The following is a 19,295-nucleotide window of genomic DNA, read 5'->3' as shown; positions in this document are numbered from 1 at the left end:
GCTCCTGTCATTTGGAGAAGCGAACGATGCCGCCATGGCCAGCCTCGGCCACCGACACGTCCATCGGTTCATTGGAAAGGGCGTTCAGCAGCGCCCAGGCGAGATCCGCATGGCCGATTTCGCCATTGCGCTTGGAAATATAGGTCACGCCGCGCTGGCTTCCGGTCAGCGCAGGGCGGATGGCCATCAACGCCGCCATCAGATCGGTCCAGTTGGCGTCAAACTCGATCCGGCCCTCTCGGAACACGTTTTGCGCCTTGGTCACCAGCGCGGTCTTGCTGGCCACCGAATATTCGATCTGGCGGGCATTGGGGAACCATTTGGCCACAATCTCCCACACCCCACCACCGTGACCGGTAGTGTCGATCGATATGTCGGCCACATTATAACGCTCGGCCACTTGCTTGATGAAGGCCGCCTGCCCCGCGAAATCCAGCCCGTTGAGCCGGTGCTTTTCCAGCACGCGAAACTTGCCCTTGCCGGGTTCATCCGGCGGCGCCAGCACGATAAGCGCGGCATCATCGCGCCCGTTCTTGTTCGGGTCATACCCGATCCACACCGGCTTTTCGCCAAAGGGCCGCTGGCCGCGAATAGCCACCAGCGCGGGGCTAAAGTCGCGCCACTTGTAAAAGCTGTCCACGCGGGCCGGTGCGATGCGGCTAAAGGGAAAGCTGCTCTCGCTATCGTCCACGAACTGGCAGTTATAGAGGTTTTCAAACTCCTCCTCGCTGCTCTCGGTCCGCAATTCCTCTTTGTTGATGCGGCCACCGGCACCGCCCGCGATCGCATCATCCAGCGTAACGATCTGGCACCAGCTGCCATCAGGCATGATAGCCCCGCCGCGCAGGTTCTTGTGGCTGACATCAAAGGCCACCTGATCCTTGCGCCCGCGCCCCTTGTTCCATTCCTCCCCGCTCCAAAAGGCATAGGCCTCATGGGTCTTGGTGCTGGGCGTGGAGAAGTAGGTACGCTTGCAATGGGCCAGCGTGGCCATAGCCGCAGCCACTTTGCGCAGGCGGGCAAAGCCCTGCACCCAGAAGAATTCGTCGAAATAGAAATCGCCCGTCTCGCCCTGGGCGGTGTTACTATTGGTCGACATGGGATAGAGGCCGACCTGCTCAAGCCGGATCTCGGCGCGCCCCTCCTCCTCGCTGGCCGGATGCAGGCCGTTGAAGTCGAACAGGACAGGATTGCCCTTCAACTCCACGCCGGTCACCTGCCGCACCCAGCCCGTAATCTCGCGCATGAACTTCTTGGCCTGCCGCTCGCTGGCCGACAGGAAGATCTGGTTGCGCGGCTGATCGCCATCGATCACCGCCTCGGCAATCTTGCACAGGGCCTCGCGCGCGAAATACCATGTGGCGCCGATCTGGCGGCTCTTCAGGAGCTTGCGGGTGCGCTGGTTGCGCTGTTCCCACCATAGCTCCTGATAGGCGTCATTCTTGGCGTGGAAATCATCCAGCAGCGCCTGCCACTGCTCCAGGCTAAGGAAGTTCTTGCGCTTCTCCTCGCGCTTCTTCTTGGCCTTATCGTCATTGCGGCGGCCAATATTCTCGTTGAGATCGCCCTCCTTGCCGGTCTCGTTAAATTTGCGGATGCGGGCTGCGCGCTCCATCATCCGCATCAGGAAGTCGACACGCTTCATGTCGCCCTCGTCCAGCGTGGGCTTGCACAGGATCGCGGCGATCTTGGCCTCGAAATGATCCTCGATCACATCGACCGGCTTGTCTGCATCCCAGCCCTGCCGCTGGTGCCAGCTGGCCACGGTGGGATATTTCACGCCCAGCTCGGCGGCGATCTGGGTCAGCGAGGCCCCGCGATGATACATAGATCGCGCCTGCCGTGCCTGGGCGCGGTTCACCTGCCTGCTGATCGGCACCTCGATAACGCCCTGCGCTAACACCGGCAGGCCAGCATCAGCCGCTTTGGGCTTGGCCTTGGTGGCGCGCTTCTTGGGCGTTGTGGCGGGGCTGCTCGGCATGATGCCATCCATACACCGGCCCATCCCGCCCAACCTATCGCGCGCGCGGGTAAGGCGCGGTGTTACCTATGCGCAGCGTTGCCCGCGCCGCGCCGCTGCAGCTTGGTCTACCCGAACCAACAGAAGGCAGCGCATATGGACACGACTATTGCCGAAATCTCGGTGCCCGATGATGATTGGGTGAACCTCATTACCACTATGCCGCAGCTGGCAGGCTTGGCTGTGGATCTCCAGTGCAAGTCCATCAGCGGCTCTGTGCTGGTCGTGTGGGGCGGCGATGAGCCGGCCTCCAAGCGGCTAGGCCTGCGCCTGCGCGATACTCAGCGGGATACAGGCGCGGCAGCGGCCATTTGGGTGCTCGGCCAGCGCGACAGCTCCGGCCAATTGCCGCGCCTTGCGATCAAACAATTCGACAGCGCCAGCCTGCCCTCGCGCAAACCCTATGCGATCACGCCCCATGACGCCAACGCGCTGCCAGCGATCCCCAAGGGCATCTATGTCGGCACCGGCGGCGACGTGACTTTGCGCGGAGTCGATGGCACCGCCGATGTCACCTATAAGAACCTTGCCGATGGCGCCTATATCGCTGTCCAGGCGCGCTATGTGCGGGCCACCGGCACCACCGCCTCCAACCTGATCGCGGAGGCGTAAATGGGGCGTCGTCTTTCTGGAAATGGCAGCAGCGGGGGAAAGCCCAAGGTCGAAGCCTATACTGTGGCAACCACTGGCGGCGTCGTTAAAACCCTCGCTCGTCTGTTGGGCGGGGCATCCGTCTTTGCCGTGTTTTCCGCTGATGCGGGCGTGACAATGGACACGGGCACCGGGGGCATCACGGTCGCCCTTGCTGCTGGCGAGAGCAAATCTCTTGTCGTTACAGAGCGCGCCGCGAACGGGGCGGGCTATTTCCGACCAATTACCCTGACCGGCGCCGCCGCTGTGGTGACGCCCCCCGCTGGCAACGTGGTCACGGCAATGCTGATGGGCCAGTCGGAAATGTCGATCCTGTGGCCCGACTATGGCTTCATTCCGCAGCCCGCCGCTACCGGCGGGGGCAACCTCGTCGTCTATTACTCCGACAACGAAACGAATGGAGTGTCTGGCCAACCTGTCAGCAAGATCACCGTCAACGATGCCAGCAGGACGGGTGGAGTCCTTAGCCCTGCGATCCATGCACTTGGCGCGTTTCTTAAGCTTGCCGCACCGGCCAAGACGTTTGTTCTCGGCAAGGGGTCCAAGCAAGGCACTGCTCGATATGAGCTATATAGCGACAGCACAGACGGCCTTGATATCGATGGCAACGGCTCCATTGACGACAACCGTAGCTGGGTTGATTTCGCCAATGTGGCTTCAGCCATCGAGACGGATTATGGCAATGTCGATCATCTGATCGAGTGCTGGTATAACGCGGACGCGTCCTACACAGCCAACTTCAAGAGCACGTTCTGGCCGTTCTATTTTGGGGTCGATGCGTCCAACAACCCGGTGGCTCTTGGCTCAGCCACTAACGCCAACGGTTACAAAGGCACGCTGGACCACATGCTCTGGGATGCCACCGCAGCGAGCGCTGACGTAAAGGGGCGTGGCATTTTTGCGCGTAGCAAAACCAAATGGCACTTGTTGACTCCGATGCCGTTCCAAAGCGCGCCAAACGACACCGAAGCAACAGGCTTCACTGCGTACAACGCCTCTAGCCGAAACGCAGAACCAACACGCGCCAACCTGCACGCTCTTGCCAATGAGGCGAGGGCGCAGGAAGTCAGTCTGGTTGTGGGCCCTTCGGCCCATATCGCAAAATGGACCAATGACGCGGGCGAGTACGCCTATAAGTCTATTCATCCTTCCAAGCGCGATCCTGATGGGCAGGTGCAACTCATGTGGCCTATCGCGATCGCCATGGCCCGAGCTGGCGGCGTGACCATCGCAGAGCCTACGGTAGATAGCCTCGTGATCGGGGCGAATAACGCTTATGTGGATGTGCTGGTCAATTTGCCGAACGGCGGGACGTTGACCACGCTGGCAGCCTTGCGTGCCGGTACGCGCACATACACCACCAGCGCTCCTCACCAGCAACCCGTCACCGGCTTCCAACTTACTCGCGGCGGGGTGGCGCGGCCCGTGTTTCCTTCCTCGCAGACCAGCTATCCGCAAGCCTTTCGCGGAAGCGTGCAGATCGTGGATGCTGGCTCGGGTTCGCCCAAGAAGGCCACTGTCCGCATCACGCCTGAAACGGCCTTTGCCGCTGGCGAGAAGCTGACCTATCTTGCCGGTGAGGCAACGGCAGCTCTGCTCCAGACCCGTGACAATGACCTCTACCCGTGGATGATGATCGAACACATTCCGGCACTTTACGATGCGACCGCCACCTATCCTTTCCCCGGCGTTGCAGTTCGTCCCCAGCAGGTTGAACTCGCCATACCGGCGGTTGACAGTACGCCATTCGTTGCGCGCTCCGCAGCGTTTGACGGTGGGGACTGGTTCACCAACTCGTCCATCAGCGTTCCAGCCAGCAGCAATGGCCTGATGTCGCTGTGGTTTAAGAATACCGACAGCGCGTGGACGACCGGAAAGTATGTCTGTCAGTATCGAGTCGGCACCACGGCAGTACTTGAACTACTGACCACGACGACGGGCCGCATGAATATGCGGCTAAACAACGGGTCGGCAACGGATACGCTCGCTTTCTATGCGGCAGCAGGTAACACTCAGTTCGCCGTGAACACATGGTATCACATCATGGCAGCATGGACGGCCACCGGCCTATCTATCTATGTCAATGGTTCGCTGGTTGGCACGCTCGCGTACACCAGTTTGGATATGGGTGGAGCCACGATCACTCGCCTTGGCCTTGGCGCCGCGACGACTGGTCTAACTCCGCTGCCTTGCGAAATCGGTCACTACTATCTGAATGTGTCCGCTACGCTGGACCTTTCCGTGCAGGCCAACCGCGAAAAGTTCATCCTCGCTGGAGCGCCCGTCAATCTCGGCGCCACCGGCCAATTGCCCACCGGCACAACGCCGGAATGGTATTATGACGGCGCTGGCGCGGCGTGGGCGAATAAGGGATCAGCTACGGGCGGGACGCTTACGGGTGCACTTACTGCAGGTGCTGCACCGCACCTCTAACTTAGTTGGAAAGCAGGCCAGCGGTGGGATCGCCAGCTGGCCTGCTCCCCGTCAGGGTAGGAGTGGTCTAGACGGGGAGTGCCCCTTTAATCGCGCCATATTTCTAGAGTATTACGTCAAATTGCGTAAAATGGTCCAAACTTGTAGCCCTACGCTGATCCTGCCTTATCTCGCCATAATTCTAACGGCTCACAGGTAACACCGCGCCTTACCCCGCGCGCGCGTTGTAAAAGCACACCCATCGCCCTTTGATGCCCACGACTGAAGCGGGCGCCGCAACCGCCCATCCTTTAAACCGTGGGAGTTGCCCCAATGCCCCTTACCAAGCCCTTCATCGTGGCCACCGCTGGCCAGACTGTGGACGGTCGCCAGATCACCGAAAAGGAACTGCGCGAAGCGGCCACCAGCTACAATCCCGAAACCTATGCCGCCTCGGTCAATCTGGAGCATATGCAGGGCTATGATCCGGCAGGCCCCTTCCGCGCCTATGGCGTGGTCGCCGAAGTCACCATGGGCGAAACCGAGGTTGACCTGAATGGCCGCAAGGAAAAGCGCGCCGCCATGTTCGCCGTGGCCGACCTGACCGAAGAAGCCAAGGCCCTGATCGAAAGCGGGCAGAAGCGCTATCCTTCCGTGGAATTGTGGCCCAATTTCGGCGGCAAGAATTTCACCTATCTCACCGGCCTGGGCATGACCGACAAGCCTGCCGTGATCGGCACCCAGCCCGCCAAATTCAATCGTCAGATGCCCGGTGTGCTCAAGCTGGAAAGTGACCAGCCTGTCACGGTCGAACTGGTCCCCGGTGATGATGACGCGGGGGGCAAGAGCTTCCTCAAGTCCTTTGGCGCGATGCTCGATGGCTTTGCGGCAAAGTTTGCGCCGCAGAGCCAAGCTGTAACCACCGATCCTGTCACCCCGCCCGCCCCCGCCACGCCTCCTGCCACCACGCCTGCGCCCGCCTCGGTCGATTTCACCGCCATGCGCGATGTGCTGGAAGGTCTCGGCAAAACTTTCAGCAAAGCGCTGGACGCCAGCGACAAGAAGACCGCTGACCTCTTTGCCGACCTGTCGGCCAAGGTGGCCAAGCTGGAAGAGGATGCCCAGCAGCATCCCGCCCATTTCCATACGCGCCGCCCGCCCGCCGATGGAGGCAATAACAACAGCACCGGCTACGCCTTCTAAGCCAACTCCAGCCCGCCCCGCTCCCCTTCAATAGGATCTGATCTTTATGGCCTATACCCTGTCTGACCGTGGCCGTCTGGCGCTGCAAAACTACTATTCCAACATTCTGCACGCAAACCCTTCTGCCGCTGTACACGGCATAGCGCACCAATTCTCGCTGGAGCCCGCCGTCGAGCAGGCACTGGAAGAATTGCAGCGCGAATCCTCGGCCTTCCTCTCGTTGGTCAACACCATCGGCGTGCGCGATCTGAAGGGCCAGATCATCGGTATCATGACCACCAATCTGGTGGCAGGCCGCACCGCCGACAAGCGGAATCCGCGCTACATCGGCACGCTGTCGGATCGTGAATTCGAGCTCTTTGACACTGAATTCGATACGATGATGCCTTGGCAGATCATCGACCAGTGGAGCCGCTTCCCCAATTTCGCCACGCTCTATGCCAAACAGGTGGCCATTTCGGTCGCGCTCTCGCGCCTGATGGTCGGGTTCAACGGTACCAGCGTTGCGACGGTCACTAATCCGACAAACAACCCGCTGGGGCAGGATGTCAACATTGGCTGGCTGCAAAAGCTGCGTCTGGAAAAGCCCGACCATGTGATGGGCCGTGCCACGGTCACCGCCAATGGCAAAACCACCGCCACCGGCGCTGCCCAGCCCATCCACATTTACGAGGATGGCGACTTCAAAAACATCGACGCTCTGGCGCATGCGCTCATTGGTGGCATGCCCAGCTGGGCGCGTGCCAGCACCGATCATGTGGTGATCGTGTCGCAGGATCTGGTGGATGAAAAATACTTCCCCATGATCAACCGCGCCCTGTCCAACACGGTCGATGGTGGCCGCGCCATCAGCGATGAAATCGTGTCGGGCATCATCTGGTCGCAAAAGCAGATCGGCGGGCGCCCCGCCGTAATCGCGCCCTATTTCCCCGAAGGCACCATTGCGATCACCCCGCTCAACCGCGCGGGCCAGACCAACAATTCCAACCTGTCGATCTATTATCAGGAAGGCTCGCGCCGCCGCTACATCAAGGATGAGCCGGAGAACAAGCGTGGTCTGGTCGACTATAACTCGGTGAACGAGGGCTATGTGATCGAGGACACCGATTTCATGGTCATGGCCGAAAACATCACTTTCGGCGCCCCCTAATACCCCCGGCGGAGCGCGCTGCTATGGCCAGCGGCGCGGCTCCTACGTGCCCCACCTGCCGGATGCTGGCCATAAACCATCCGGCCTTTTCCTAGCCGTAAAGGAAGCCCCGCCATGCCCAATCCCTTCCGCCGCCATCAACAGCATGTGCGCGGCCTGATGTCTGGCGCAGCCGTGCGCGCTGCCTCGCTTTCCGCTCCCGCGCCCGATACTGCCGAGGGGCAGGAATATGCAGCCCTGTTGGTCGCCCTGCATGACAATCTGCGCACCCTGTCCGACATCAAAAGCGTGGAAGCCCGCGCCCCGTACAAGGCGGAAATGGCCAAGACCTTTGCGCCATGGATCGAGGGCGTACTGGCTGCTGGCGAAGCGCAAGGCACGGCGGCAGAGGATGAAATCCTGATCTGGAATATGGTCTGGGCCTTTGACTACCGCGACATCGACTATGCGCTGCGCCTTGCCGCCCATGGCCTGCGCTTTGGCCTGTCCGCGCCGGAACGCTTCAATTCCACCCTGCCCTGCGTTGTTGCCGAAACCGCCGCCAAGATCGCGCTCGATAACCCCGCCGCCATCACATTGCAGCAGCTGCTGCGCGTGGTGGAGATCGTGGGCGATGCCGATATGTTTGACCAAGCAAAGGCCAAACTGGCCAAGGCCGTGGGCCGCGCCTTTGCTGCCGAGGCCGAGGCATTTGACCCCATGGCCGAAAATGCCGCCGCCGGTGGCAAGGCAGCCTATCTGGCCGGTGCGCTCGAATGGCTTACCCGCGCCCGCGATCTGGGCGGCAAGAATATCGGCGTGGTCAAGGATATCGAGGCCATCAATCGCGCCATGCGCGCCCTATCTGACACCAGCCCGCCACCTGGCTAATCGCCACCCATACCAGATTGCACGAACGCCCCACGGCGCCGGGGGGCGGATGGTGCAGGCCCTGCCGCGACGCGCAGACTTCGGCCAAGCCCCATCCTCACCCCCCGTTACCTGATGAAAATGGAGCCAACCCATGACCGGCCTGATCGCTGTCCCCATCGCGCCCGCCGCGCCGGTCGAACTGGCCGCCGATGGATGGTTTCCGCCGATCGGGCTGGCCCGCATTCGCGCCTGCCTACCCATCGGCGGCGGCGGTGGCTCCATCACCAATGAACAACTGCAATTCGCGATCGAAGGCGGCATGCTCACCGCGCTGGCCGCGCTGTCCGAATGGCGCTCGGCCCATGCGGCGGCGGGCGTGGCCAGCCTTGCCGATCTGCCCTCGCCCGTGCTGGCGGGGCGAAAGGCCAGCCTTGTCCTGTGGGAACGCGCCGTGGCCTATTACGCCTGCGCGGATCTGGTGGCCGTCAATGTGGACATCACCGCCACCGATGCAGGGCTGAACCGAGAGGAAGAAAAGGCCAGCAAGGCCGATGAATTCCGCCGTCTTGGCCATGCCGCCATTGCCGATCTGCGCTCCATCGGCGCGGCGCGTCCCATCCCGCGCAATATGGTGCGGCTGCTCTGATGGGCACGATCACCGCCACCGCGCTGGACGGCGAAACCGTGGATGAAATCTGCTGGCGCATGCTGGGCGCTACTGCGGGCGTGACCGAGCAGGTGCTGGCGCTTAACGCTGGCCTTGCCGCCGCTGGCCCGCGCCTGCCCGCTGGCACGCAAGTGACCCTGCCCGATACGGCCAGCGCCGCCACCGCCACCGCCACCATCGACATCGTGCAGCTTTGGAATTGATCCGATGCAGAAAATCAACAGCCTGCGCGCAGCCCTGGTCGAAGCTATACCCGGTCTGGCCGCTGATCCTAACACGCTGAAGATATGGTCGGATCAAGGCTCGGTTCGCACCCCACGCTTCGTTGGCTCACCAAACGGCTTTAGCTTTTTCATCCGGCTTAACGTCCTGATCATCGAATTCACCGGTGACATTGCGGCGCTCTCGCTGGTGCTGCTGCTCTGGATACAGCAAAACCAACCTGACCTGCTGCAAAACGGCAGCAAAGATGCTTTCACTTTCAATGTGGAAGTGCTGGACGATGCCACCGTCGATATCGAATTTAAGCTTGAACTTAAACAATCCGTGTCAGTGAACATCGGCGCCGATGGCTACACGCTGGCCTATGTGCCCGAACCGCCTCCGCTCGATCAGGACGAGACTATCGCCATCCCCGCCCTCACCGCTGTCTCTGTTGCAGGCGAAGGCGTGGTGGCGCAGAGCGAAAGTGCGGCCAATGGCGGATAATGATCTGGCGCGGTTGGAGGAATGGTTCGGCCATATCCTGCACGGCCTCTCGCCTGCCGAGCGCCGCCGCGCCGCGCTCAAGCTGGGCCAAGCCCTGCGCCGGTCGAACCTGAAACGCATCACCGCCAATGTGCAGCCAGACGGCACCGCCATGGAGCCCAAAAAGGAGCGCAAGGATAAGCACGGCAAGGTGATCTTGCCCGCCGGTTCCAAAATGTTTCGCGGCCTGCGCTTTGCCAAGGCATGGCGGATTGATGCCGCACAAGATGGCGTGGAACTACGCCCCGCCAGCAACATCGGGGCTTACATTGGCGCGGTCAGCCAATATGGCCTGACCTCCACCGTGGGCCACCTGCGCGGTCGCGGCAAAATCCGCGCCAAATACCCAGAGCGGCACCTGCTGGGCTTTTCAGATGAGGATAGGGATCTGGCCCTGCAAATTGCGGCCGATCTGTTGGAGCCGAAAGGCTTCTAGCGAATCACCCCATTGCAAGCGGATCGGAACAAATCATGATTCGCGACGTGCCGTAATGCGCGCGGCTTTTACAGCCGAGTCTTGGAAACGCCAAGTATGAGCATGGGCCTATGAACCGGATTTGATGCCTACCGGCATGTCAAGCATTACTTTTCCTGACGAAAAGTCCCTCCGAGCTAACTTGCTTGACAGGTTTCCAGCCTAGCACAATAAACGACCTCGATAGTCGTCCTATCCTCTTTCATCTCCATGCGTCCGACCGGCTTCTGATTGGGGCGGAAGCAATCGGGCTCTCCGGAGAGCGGGCTTACCCCCGTATATGAAAGAGGTGCTTTATGCCGCGCGTTCACGTTCGTGCGTATAAGCGCTGGCGGTTCAACCGGGTGGAGCATGTCACTGCTCACACCCGGCGCTGGCCGAACCAGTTATCCTTCGATTTCTGACGATAGCAAATGAAGGGATAGGGCGGCTATCACCCTGTTCTCTGGGTGCCATGAAAAATTTAGCCGCGCAAGACCGGGCGAAGGAAATAACCTTCAACCCGCCCGCCTCGGCAAGGTAACATCGCGATTTACCGTATACCTATGCAGGCAGGCATATATTTGCGCAAATAATTACACAAGGCGCTTGCACTCCATCAATGATGTGTGTATATATTTGCGCATGGAACGGGACAGCAAGAAAATCGTCAAGCGCCTCATGTCGGAGGGATTTGAACTGGTGAAGATCACAGGATCGCACCACAAATTCCGCAAAGACGGCAGGGTAGTGATGGTGCCCCATCCTAAAAAGGATCTGCCTCTTGGCACCGCCCGCAACATCGCAAAGCAAGCTGGGTGGCTCTAAGCCACCCGCCAGCGCCGGTAATTTGAAAGGCCGATGATGAAAAACTATATCGCCATTGTGCACAAAGACGAAGATAGCGCTTGGGGCGTATCTTTTCCCGATCTGCCGGGATGCTTCTCCGCTGCCGATACGCTTGATGAAATCTTGCCCAATGCCTGCGAAGCGCTGGAGCTTTGGTTTGAAGATCGGCCAGATGTAACGCCGCGTAGCATGGCTGAAATCCGTGAATTGGTGGCAGATGAACTTGCCGCTGGCGCTTTCCTGTTGGTCGTTCCGCGCGTCACGAACGCAGGCCGTTCTGTGCGTGTAAACCTCTCGCTTGATAGCGGCATTCTGGAAGCCATCGACGCTGCCGCCAGTTTGCACAAGCTGACGCGCTCCGCCTTTCTGGCCATGGCCGCGCGCAATGAAATTCAGGGCGCCCATGGCAGGAGCATTTAATCCCCCTAGGTAACACCGCGCCTTACCCTGCCCACCGCTCCACGCGCGCGCGAAGCTGCGCCACGGTGGGCACATGGCTGGCACCGCAATCGACCTCTCGCAACTCCCCGCTCCCACCATTGTGGAGACGCTGGACTATGAAACCATTCGCGCCGCGCTGCTGGCCACGATGGTTTCGCTGCTGCCCACGTGGGATGCCAGCGTGGAAAGCGATCCGGTGGTCAAGCTGCTGGAGGTGGCCGCTTACCGCGAATTGCTGATCCGGCAGGATTTTAACGAACGGGCCAAGCAAACCATGCTGGCCTATGCCACCGGCACCAATCTCACCAATCTGGTCGCGCTGCTCGGTGTCGAGCGGCAGGCCGATGAATCGGATGCCTCGTTGCTGGCCCGTGCCCTGCTGGCCCCCGATGCCATGAGCGTGGCGGGGCCGGAAAGCGCCTATCGCTATCACGTCAAAACCGCCGACAGCACCGTGGCCGATGTCTCGGCCATCTCGCCCACACCCACCGATATCAAGGCGCTGGTGGAAACCACGCTGGCCGCGCAGGGCGTATCCTCGGCCATCCGCGCCACCATGCGCGCCGCGCTCGATGCCGCCACTTGGCCCGGCACCGTAACGGTCAGCCTGCTGTCGGCCAGCGGCGATGGCACCGCCTCGGCGGAGCAGATCGCCACCGCCAATGCCGCGCTGGATGATGATGTGGTGCCGCTGACCGATCTGGTGGTGGTCCAATCGGCGCAGATCGTCCCCTATGCCATCACGGCCAGCCTCACCCTGTTTGACGGGCCGGATGGCGATACGGTTCTGGCCGCCGCCCAGGCCTCGGTTGCCGCCTATGTGGCCAATGCCCGCGCGCTGGGCCGCGACATCAACCGCACCAGCATCATCGCCGCGCTGTGCGTTGCGGGCGTCTCCAATGTCGCCCTGTCCAGCCCTGCGGCAGATCTAGTCATGGACAGCACACAGGCGGGCCATTGCACCGGCATCACCATCACGGTGGCGGGCCGTGGCGAATAGTCTGCTCCCCCCCAATGTCACCCCGCTGGAAAATGCGGTGGGGCTGGTGCTGGCGCGCATCTCCGATGTGCCGCGCCCGCTCGAGGCCTTGTGGTCGGCCACCGATTGCCCGCTGGTCGCCCTACCCTGGCTGGGTTGGGGCCTGTCGGTCGATGTGTGGCGGCTTAATTGGACAGAGGCGCAAAAGCGCGATGCCGTAGCCACCGCCATCCCAGAAGCGCGGCGCAAGGGCACCGTGGGCGCGGTGCGGCGCGTGATGGCCGTTTATGACAGCCGCCTCTCGCTCAAACGCTGGTGGGAATATGGCGGCGTGCCCCACACATTCACGGTCACCTTGCCGCTCGATAATTCGGGCGGCGCCCGCTCCACCGCCCGTTTCGCGCGCGAGCTCCACGAGGACATCACCCGCGTCAAGCCTGCGCGCTCGCACTTCCAATTGCGCCAATCGCTGGCGGCGGTCGTCGCCCTGCCCTTCGTGGTCGCCGCCCATCCCTATCGCATGGACCGTCTGCGCGCGGTGGCCGTGCAGCCCCTTGATGAACTGTTTTTGACCGAGACCGGCGAACCGCTGCTCGCCGAAGACGGCACCCTGTTGGAGATTGAATGATGGAGCCGATTTCTGTCACGCTGACCAAGGCGGGCCTCGCTGCCATCGTGGATGACAATGCTCCGGTACTTGGCCCCGCTGTCATTGCCCAGCTTGCCTTGACCAATACGCCTTTCACCGCCACTTCGGCCATGACCTCGATCCCCGGCGAATTCAAACGCATCGCGGTCCATGGCGAGGTTTCGGGCGATGATGTGCTGCATGTTGTCGGCATCGACGATAGCGCCGATGTTTACGAATATCGCGGCTTCGGCATCTTCTTTGCCGATGGCACCCTGTTTGCCGCCTATGGGCAGGCTGATCCCATCGCGGGCAAGGCCAGCAGCAGCGTCACCTATGTGCCGATCGATGTGCAATTGGCGCAGGGGCAAACCGCCAACATCGCCTTTGCCAGCGCCAATTTCCTCAATCCCCCTGCCACCACCACGCGCCAGGGCGTGGCCGAATTGGCCACGCTGACCGAAGCCAAGGCGGGCACGGACACCTCGCGTGTTCTCACCCCGTCTGCCGCCAAGGGCGCGCTGCTCACATGGTTGCAAGCGCTCGATCCGGCAGAACTGCTCGAACTGATCAAACTGGCCGATGGTGCGGGTAGCGGTCTGGATGGCGATACGCTGGACGGGCTGTCTAGCGGCTATTTCTGGCCCGCTGCGCTGGCTGGCAATGCGGGCAGCAATGAGAATGGCCACTGGCTTCGCCATTCCAACGGCATGATCGAGCAATGGGGCTCGATGACGGCGGGCGAAACCAACAGCCCCGGCGCCAGCACGTTCCCCCGACCATTTTCCGACACCGCGTCGGTCAATCTGCAAGTCACCGCGCGCAGCCCGAACAATGCCGCCACCAACGGCAACAAGGTGGGCGGCAATGTGGTCAGCAACACGCAATTCAGCGTCTTCTCCGATGACGGCGATGTCGGCGTCTTCTGGCGCGCTATCGGGCTGGAGGGTTAAGCCATGCCCAAGATCACAAGCTTCACCCACGTTAGCGACCTGACCGGCGAAACGATTATCCCCATTGTGCATGGCGGGAAATCGAAGCGGACCAATCTGAACGCACTAGCTGCATCCGGTTTAGCCCCTGCTGGCCCCGCCGGTCCCGCTGGTCCGGCGGGTGCGAACGGAACGAACGGCACCAATGGTGCCAATGGCCTGAGCGTGGCGCGCCCGATGATCTTCAAGCGCGCGGCTTCCCAGCCCGCGCTGCCCACGGCCACCACCACCTTCACCTTCGCCACCAACGATCTGTCGGAGCTGGATAATGGCTGGAGCCTGACCATCCCTGCCGACAATGGCCAGCCCTGCTGGGCCAGCTTGGCCAGTGCGGTATCCTCGGGCGCAACGGACACGATTGCCCCGAATGAATGGGCCACGCCGGTGCAACTGGTGGCCAGCGGCGCGAATGGGGCCAATGGGGCCGCTGGCCTTAGCCAGGCCACGGTCTTCCTCTACCGCCGCGCCGCCTCCTCGCCTTCGCTGCCAGGTGCCACCGTCACCTATACCTTTGCCACGGGCGCGGTAGATGGCCTCTCCAATGGCTGGACCACCACGGTCCCCGCCACGGATGGCAATCCACTCTGGGTGATACAGGCCACGGCCATTTCCAACGGTGCCAGCGACACGATCACCGCTGCCGAATGGTCTGCGCCGCAGAAGCTGGTGCAGGATGGGGCCACAGGGGCAACCGGCGCAACGGGTGCAACCGGAGCGACCGGCGCGACTGGCCCGAGCGGTCCTGCCGGTGCAAACGGCCAGAGCGTGGCCCGCCCGCTGATTTACAAGCGCGCGGCTTCCCAGCCCGCGCTGCCCACGGCCACCACCACCTTCACCTTCGCCACCAATGATCTGTCGGGGCTGGACAATGGATGGAGCCTTACCGTGCCTGCCGACAATGGCCAGCCCTGCTGGGTCAGTTCGGCCAGCGCGGTATCGTCGGGCGCGACGGACACCATCGCGCCCAATGAATGGGCCACGCCGGTGCAACTGGTGGCCAGCGGCGCGAATGGTACCAATGGCGCCGCTGGCTTGAGCCAAGCCACCGTATTCCTCTACCGCCGCGCGGCCTCCTCGCCTTCGCTGCCAGGGGCAAGCGTAACCTATACCTTTGCCACGGGCTCGGTGGACGGGATCTCCAATGGCTGGACCACCACGGTCCCCGCCACGGACGGCAATCCGCTCTGGGTCATTCAAGCCACGGCCATTTCCAGCGGTGCCAGCGACACGATCACCGCTGGTGAATGGTCTGCGCCGCAAAAGCTGGTGCAGGATGGGGCCACAGGGGCAACCGGCGCAACGGGTGCAACCGGAGCGACCGGCGCGACTGGCCCGAGCGGCCCTGCCGGTGCGAACGGCCAGAGCGTTGCGCGCCCGATGATCTTCAAGCGCGCGGCATCCCAGCCCGCGCTGCCCACGGCCACCACCACTTTCACCTTCGCCACCAATGATCTGTCGGGGCTGGACAATGGCTGGAGCCTCACCGTGCCTGCCGACAATGGCCAGCCCTGCTGGGTCAGCTCGGCGAGCGCGGTGTCCTCAGGCGCAACGGACACGATTGCCCCGAATGAATGGGCCACGCCTGTGCAGCTGGTGGCCAGCGGCTCCAATGGGACCGCTGGTCTTAGCCAGGCCACGGTCTTCCTCTACCGCCGCGCGGCCTCCTCGCCTTCGCTGCCGGGTGCGACCGTCACCTATACCTTTGCCACGGGCGCGGTGGACGGGATCTCCAATGGCTGGACCACCACGGTTCCCGCCACGGATGGCAATCCACTCTGGGTCATTCAAGCCACTGCCATTTCCAGCGGCGCCAGCGACACGATCACCGCTGGCGAATGGTCGGCCCCGCAAAAGCTGGTGCAAGACGGGACCAATGGTGCCACCGGCGCAACGGGTGCCACCGGACCGAGCGGCCCTGCTGGCCCATCCGGCGCGACCGGCCCGCAGGGGCCGACAGGTCCGCAAGGCGCTACCGGCCCCCAAGGGCCACAAGGCCCCGGCGGCCCGCAAGGCCCTGCCGGTCAATCGGCTATCCCCTTCGTGCAGGATGCCCCCGTACCCAGCGCGGTCGTGCAATATCAGACCTGGTACCGCCCGACCTCCAAGGAATGGTATGTCGCCACGGCCACCGGCACGGACGGGTGGCAGCGCATTCTGGGCGAGGTATCCGCGCTCAGTGTCATCACCGAGGCCTATATTGCCGATGCCGCGATCGGCAGCGCGAAGATCAAGAACCTCGAAGTCGGCACCATCAAGATCGCGGACAACTCGATCAGCCTGCTCACGCAAAGCTACAACGCCTCGACGAGGACCAGTGCGGGCTGGTCTTACGAAGGCTATGTGGATGGCGAAGGCAACTGGGTCGAGCCCTATGACGCCCGCGTCGTACTCACCAGCCACAGCGTCTACTTCGAATATCCGGGCACACTCTATGTCTGGGGCAAGGTGAAACAGTCCTTCCCGCGCGACGGTATGTGGTTCGAATGCTCCATTCGCGTGAATGGCGAAATCATCGACGACACGCTGGGCGGTGGATCGAAACAGGACGGTGTCCCGCTGCTGGCCAAATATGCGGCCAATGCCGGTCAAACCCTGCTCGTTGAACTGTGCGTACAAGGCGATTTCACCATCACCTATGCGGCGGGCAAATCCAAATTGATGAGTGACAGGAGGTACAAGTGACGGAAGTCGCGCCCGAGGCCGTGCCCGAAGAAACCCTGCCGACCTATGCTTACGCCTATGTCGGCCTGCCCGGACAGGCGCCGCGCACCGTGCTGGACTATTCCCCGCTGACCATTGCCGTCCAGCTGCTGGAAGGCGAAGTCTGGGTCGGCTCGGATGTCCTGGGCGAATTTGTGATCAGCGCGGACGGGGCGGCGCTTGTGCCACTCGCGCCCGCGCTCGATGTCCTGCGCCAAACCCGCCTCAACCAGCTACATCGGGAAACCGCCACCCGCTTCAACCTCGCGCCCACCGATGGAGCCTATGTCGAGGCGCTCACCGGCCATTCGATCAGCCTGCGCGCGCAGATCAATGCGGCCAGCACCGCCGCCCAGCTGGAGGCGCTCGATCTAAGCGTGGGCTGGCCGGTGGCCGGAGGCGGGGCATGAGCCAGATCCACCACATTGAACCGCGCGCGGGCGAACTGGTGGCGCTGGCCACGGCGCTGGCCGCTTCGGTGGCCTCGCATCTGCCCCAGATCATCCAGCTGCTGGTCCTGCTCTCGGTGCTGATCACCCTTTACGAAAAGCCCACTGTGCAGCGCCTGCTGGCACGGCTGCGCGGGCGCAAGCCACAGGAGGCCGACAATGCAACTGGTCGATGATGCCCGCGCCGCATGGCGCTGGTGGAGTGTGCGCCTTGCTGTGCTGGCGGGCGCAGCGGCGGGGCTAGTGGTGGATCAACCGCAGATCCTGACCGGCGCGGTGGCCGTGGTGCCCGAACGCTGGCGCCCGCTGGCCGGTGCCATCGCGGGCCTGCTGGTCGCTGTGGCGCCCATCGCTGCCCGCCTGCTCAAGCAAAAGGAACCTGCCAATGGCAAAAGCTGAACCGAATGCTGGCCGCTCTGGCCTGATCGCGCTGGGCGCGGTGCTGTTGGGCCTTGTCGGGCCTGCCACCACCGGCCTGCTGTTCACCGAAACGCCCAAAGAAGAAAGCGGGCGCAAGGTGGAAGTGCAGGTCCAGCCTCAAAGCGTCACCATCCGTCATATCAGCGGGCCGCAGCATCTGCGCGCCTATCTCGATATCGTCAAAGTCGCCACCGCCTGCGATGGCATCACCGATGGCGTGAAGATGGGGCAGATTTACACCGAGGCCCAATGCGCCGCGATGCTGGAGGCCGCGCTGGCCGTCCATGCCAAGGGCGTTCTGGCCTGCACGCCTTCCCTTGCCCCCACTGTGCCGGGGCGTGACCATCTACGCTACGCCATGATCTCGCTGGCCTACAACGTGGGCGTCTCGGGCTATTGCCGCTCGTCCATCCCGCGCAAGATCGCAGCCGGCCAGATCCGCGCCGCCTGCGACACGCTGCTTTCGTTCAACAAGGCCGGTGGGCGTGTGGTGCGCGGGCTGGATGCCCGCCGCCGCCGCGAATGGGCCATTTGCGTGAAGGATGCCTGATGGAACTGCTCGCCATCCTCGCCTTCCGCGCGATCACCATCTGGCGCAGCCTTCGCTATCTCGCGGGGCTTGGCCTGCGCTGGGCCTTTGGCTCGCCTGCGCGCCTGCTCGCGCTGCTGGCCGTGGCCGCGCTGGCCATGGCGGCTTGGCAATACCGGCGCGCGGAATCGGCGATCGCGCGCGAAAGCACCACCGCCACCGCCTTTGCCACCACCCGCGCGCAGGCCGAAGCCACTCGCCGCGCTGCCGAGGCCAAATACCGAAAGGATGCTGCCGATGCCCAAGCGCAATTTCTCGCGCTCTCTGCGGATGCTGATGCCCGCTTTGCTGCCTATGCTGCTGCTCACCGCCTGCGCCCATCCCCAAGCCCTGCCTCCCAGCCCACCACAGATCGAACGGCCAGCCTTCCTGAAATCCCCACCACCAGCGCCGTCTTGGCGGCGCTAGACCAGGTGTGGATCACCCGCGCTGATTGGCGGGCCTGTGACGCTGATTATTCATACGCTCTGGCCGCTCACCAATGGGCGGGCCAAGTCACCAAGCCGGTCGCCCCATGATGCAGGATGATGAAGACATCCCCGTCGACGTGTCGACGCTTATACGCCTTGGCATCATCGCCTCGGTCACGCTCTCGCCGCCGCGCTGCACGGTGCAGTTCGGTGATCCTGATGCCGATGATGGCGCGATTACCAGCCCGCCTGTCCGCTGGCTCAATCTGCGATCAGGCGATACGCGCCACTGGTCGCCGCCGACCGTGGGCGAGGAAGTCGTGCTGCTTTGCCCCGATGGCCAGATCGGCAATGGAGTGGTGCTGGGCGGCCTGTCCAACAACAATTTCCCGCCCGCAGGCACCACCGTGGCCGAACTGGTGACCTATAAGGACGGGGCCAAGATCGGCTATGATCCGGTCGGCCATCTGCTGACCGCTATCCTGCCCGAAGGCGGCACAGTGCAGATAGCGGCAAGTGGCGGCGTGACTATCGATGGGCCGCTGCAAGTCGATGGCCCCATCACGGCCAGCGAGGATATAACAGGCGCAGGCATCAGCCTGTCGAGCCATGTCCACACCGGCGTCCAGCGCGGCGCCCTGCGCACCGATCCGCCGGTGGCCTAAGTCGCCCAAGGTAACAC

22 protein-coding genes are annotated in these 19,295 nt (G+C 62.7%); 21 read left to right on the top strand and 1 reads right to left on the bottom strand.

The features are described from left to right. Positions 1–7: 7 nt before the first annotated feature. A complete protein-coding gene (locus EOE18_RS13870) occupies positions 8–1,981 on the bottom strand; it encodes a terminase large subunit domain-containing protein (RefSeq protein WP_164852765.1) in 1,974 nt (657 codons plus the stop codon). Between the two features lie 135 nt (positions 1,982–2,116). On the opposite strand from EOE18_RS13870, the gene EOE18_RS18840 reads away from it, so the two are divergent. From EOE18_RS18840 to EOE18_RS13765, 21 genes are all read left to right on the top strand, one after another. Next, positions 2,117–2,632 (top strand): spike base protein, RCAP_Rcc01079 family, encoded by a 516-nt coding sequence (locus EOE18_RS18840; RefSeq protein WP_246027455.1) that lies wholly within the window; start codon positions 2,117–2,119, stop codon positions 2,630–2,632. After that, on the top strand, positions 2,633–5,104 hold the full coding sequence (locus EOE18_RS13860) for a LamG-like jellyroll fold domain-containing protein (RefSeq protein WP_127710529.1): 2,472 nt from the start codon (positions 2,633–2,635) through the stop codon (positions 5,102–5,104). Positions 5,105–5,416: 312 nt separating this feature from the next. Beyond that, a complete protein-coding gene (locus EOE18_RS13855; protein WP_127710527.1) occupies positions 5,417–6,286 on the top strand; it encodes a GPO family capsid scaffolding protein in 870 nt (289 codons plus the stop codon). 46 nt (positions 6,287–6,332) lie between these two features. Continuing rightward, positions 6,333–7,436 (top strand): phage major capsid protein, P2 family, encoded by a 1,104-nt coding sequence (locus tag EOE18_RS13850; RefSeq protein WP_127710525.1) that lies wholly within the window; start codon positions 6,333–6,335, stop codon positions 7,434–7,436. A 114-nt stretch (positions 7,437–7,550) separates the two neighbouring features. Continuing rightward, positions 7,551–8,306, top strand: coding sequence for a phage terminase small subunit (gene gpM, locus EOE18_RS13845; RefSeq protein WP_127710523.1), 756 nt, complete (start codon positions 7,551–7,553; stop codon positions 8,304–8,306). 133 nt (positions 8,307–8,439) lie between these two features. Further along, positions 8,440–8,934: a head completion/stabilization protein gene (locus EOE18_RS13840; protein ID WP_127710521.1), complete on the top strand. Its 495-nt coding sequence runs from the start codon at positions 8,440–8,442 to the stop codon at positions 8,932–8,934. Beyond that, the gene (locus EOE18_RS13835) at positions 8,934–9,158 is read left to right on the top strand and encodes a tail protein X (protein WP_127710519.1); all 225 of its coding nucleotides are present in this window, start codon (positions 8,934–8,936) and stop codon (positions 9,156–9,158) included. The genes EOE18_RS13840 and EOE18_RS13835 overlap by 1 nt, the downstream gene beginning before the upstream one ends. 4 nt (positions 9,159–9,162) lie before the next feature. Continuing rightward, positions 9,163–9,663 (top strand): phage tail protein, encoded by a 501-nt coding sequence (locus tag EOE18_RS13830; RefSeq protein WP_127710517.1) that lies wholly within the window; start codon positions 9,163–9,165, stop codon positions 9,661–9,663. Next, positions 9,653–10,138 (top strand): phage virion morphogenesis protein, encoded by a 486-nt coding sequence (locus EOE18_RS13825; RefSeq protein WP_164852764.1) that lies wholly within the window; start codon positions 9,653–9,655, stop codon positions 10,136–10,138. Before EOE18_RS13830 ends, EOE18_RS13825 begins: the two co-directional genes overlap by 11 nt. A gap of 663 nt (positions 10,139–10,801) precedes the next feature. Continuing rightward, positions 10,802–10,984: a type II toxin-antitoxin system HicA family toxin gene (locus EOE18_RS13820; RefSeq protein ID WP_127710508.1), complete on the top strand. Its 183-nt coding sequence runs from the start codon at positions 10,802–10,804 to the stop codon at positions 10,982–10,984. Positions 10,985–11,017: 33 nt separating this feature from the next. Next, a complete protein-coding gene (locus tag EOE18_RS13815) occupies positions 11,018–11,425 on the top strand; it encodes a type II toxin-antitoxin system HicB family antitoxin (protein ID WP_246027454.1) in 408 nt (135 codons plus the stop codon). Between the two features lie 73 nt (positions 11,426–11,498). Then, on the top strand, positions 11,499–12,446 hold the full coding sequence (locus EOE18_RS13810; protein ID WP_127710506.1) for a baseplate assembly protein: 948 nt from the start codon (positions 11,499–11,501) through the stop codon (positions 12,444–12,446). Next, the gene (locus EOE18_RS13805) at positions 12,436–13,053 is read left to right on the top strand and encodes a phage tail protein I (RefSeq protein ID WP_164852763.1); all 618 of its coding nucleotides are present in this window, start codon (positions 12,436–12,438) and stop codon (positions 13,051–13,053) included. The genes EOE18_RS13810 and EOE18_RS13805 overlap by 11 nt, the downstream gene beginning before the upstream one ends. Further along, on the top strand, positions 13,050–14,006 hold the full coding sequence (locus EOE18_RS13800; RefSeq protein WP_127710502.1) for a gp53-like domain-containing protein: 957 nt from the start codon (positions 13,050–13,052) through the stop codon (positions 14,004–14,006). The genes EOE18_RS13805 and EOE18_RS13800 overlap by 4 nt, the downstream gene beginning before the upstream one ends. 3 nt (positions 14,007–14,009) lie before the next feature. Then, positions 14,010–16,727 carry a hypothetical protein gene (locus EOE18_RS18635; protein ID WP_181953057.1) on the top strand — a complete coding sequence of 906 codons (2,718 nt, stop codon included), beginning with the start codon at positions 14,010–14,012 and terminating at the stop codon, positions 16,725–16,727. After that, a complete protein-coding gene (locus EOE18_RS13790) occupies positions 16,724–17,155 on the top strand; it encodes a hypothetical protein (RefSeq protein WP_127710500.1) in 432 nt (143 codons plus the stop codon). The genes EOE18_RS18635 and EOE18_RS13790 overlap by 4 nt, the downstream gene beginning before the upstream one ends. Continuing rightward, entirely contained in the window at positions 17,152–17,370 is a 219-nt protein-coding gene (locus tag EOE18_RS13785) for a hypothetical protein (RefSeq protein ID WP_127710498.1), read from the top strand. Before EOE18_RS13790 ends, EOE18_RS13785 begins: the two co-directional genes overlap by 4 nt. Beyond that, the gene (locus EOE18_RS13780) at positions 17,354–17,593 is read left to right on the top strand and encodes a DUF7940 domain-containing protein (RefSeq protein WP_127710496.1); all 240 of its coding nucleotides are present in this window, start codon (positions 17,354–17,356) and stop codon (positions 17,591–17,593) included. Before EOE18_RS13785 ends, EOE18_RS13780 begins: the two co-directional genes overlap by 17 nt. Further along, positions 17,580–18,164 carry a lysozyme gene (locus EOE18_RS13775; RefSeq protein ID WP_127710494.1) on the top strand — a complete coding sequence of 195 codons (585 nt, stop codon included), beginning with the start codon at positions 17,580–17,582 and terminating at the stop codon, positions 18,162–18,164. The genes EOE18_RS13780 and EOE18_RS13775 overlap by 14 nt, the downstream gene beginning before the upstream one ends. Next, the gene (locus EOE18_RS13770; RefSeq protein WP_127710492.1) at positions 18,164–18,721 is read left to right on the top strand and encodes a hypothetical protein; all 558 of its coding nucleotides are present in this window, start codon (positions 18,164–18,166) and stop codon (positions 18,719–18,721) included. The genes EOE18_RS13775 and EOE18_RS13770 overlap by 1 nt, the downstream gene beginning before the upstream one ends. Further along, positions 18,718–19,278 (top strand): phage baseplate assembly protein V, encoded by a 561-nt coding sequence (locus EOE18_RS13765; RefSeq protein WP_164852762.1) that lies wholly within the window; start codon positions 18,718–18,720, stop codon positions 19,276–19,278. Before EOE18_RS13770 ends, EOE18_RS13765 begins: the two co-directional genes overlap by 4 nt. The last annotated feature ends 17 nt before the right edge of the window (positions 19,279–19,295 follow it).

The organism is Novosphingobium umbonatum (assembly GCF_004005905.1).
GTDB classification, from domain to species: domain Bacteria; phylum Pseudomonadota; class Alphaproteobacteria; order Sphingomonadales; family Sphingomonadaceae; genus Novosphingobium; species Novosphingobium umbonatum.
The sequence above is the reverse complement of the archived record's forward strand: the minus strand, read 5'-3'. Positions and strand labels throughout refer to the sequence as shown.